The organism is Allobosea sp. P1_A7, from assembly GCF_056406775.1.
Genome location: NZ_JBFTZN010000632.1, coordinates 1 through 755, shown reverse-complemented (window position 1 = coordinate 755; position 755 = coordinate 1). Strand labels below are relative to the sequence as shown.

Here is a 755-nt window from a genome sequence, read left to right as displayed (position 1 = left end):
CACTTGGAAAGCGAAGCCGATCACGGTTATGCTCGGCGCGAGCGATATCGGTCCAGGCCATCGGAAACCCCTTTTGATTCAGCACCAAACGGGAATCACAACCTGCTGATATCGCTCAACTCCTTTTAAATCCGGCTCTGAGACCCGATTTCATCGCCAGTCCCAGCGGGATCGGCATCAGGCCCTTCACCGGGTGCTGGTCGCCTGCACTCCGTGCCAGGTCGGTTGTCATGGCGCTCCAACTCTTCTTCTCGAGACTGCCACAGAGCCGTCGTCCACCTCCGGGAAACGCGCCGTTTTGCCAGGCGCCGCGTTTCTCGGCCGTTTTCAAACTGCGTACACAATGCAGGGGGGTGTTGGTGCTCTCGAACTGGTCGCCCGCCTTTTCTAAGAGATGAGCCCAAGCTGCTCTGAGGACAGGACAAGCTCGGCAATGGAGCGGGCGGCCATTTTTTCCATCACCTTGTGGCGGTGGGCCTTGATGGTGCGAATGGTGGTTCCGAGTTCGTAGGCGATCTGCTTGTTCATCCGGCTCTCGCCACAAGGGCGAAGACCTCGCGCTCCCGCGGGGTGAGGCTGCCGAGCCGGACCGCGCGGGGAGTGTCTGAATTTTTGTGTCCGGGGCGGGTTGAGCTTCATTGAGTGATGAAGCGATCCTCGAACATGATCGCGAACTGGGACGAACTGGGACTTGGCTTCGGTCCATTCGCGTGGGGGCATTTTCCACTCGGCCGCGGCATCGCGCAAGACGAGAT

The 755-nt window shown here is 59.7% G+C and carries 1 protein-coding gene; it reads right to left on the bottom strand.

Going from position 1 to position 755, the window contains the following annotated elements:
- Positions 1-387: 387 nt before the first annotated feature.
- Positions 388-528: a LuxR C-terminal-related transcriptional regulator gene (locus tag AC1D34_RS38130; protein WP_476827100.1), complete on the bottom strand. Its 141-nt coding sequence runs from the start codon at positions 526-528 to the stop codon at positions 388-390.
- Positions 529-755 lie beyond the last annotated feature (227 nt).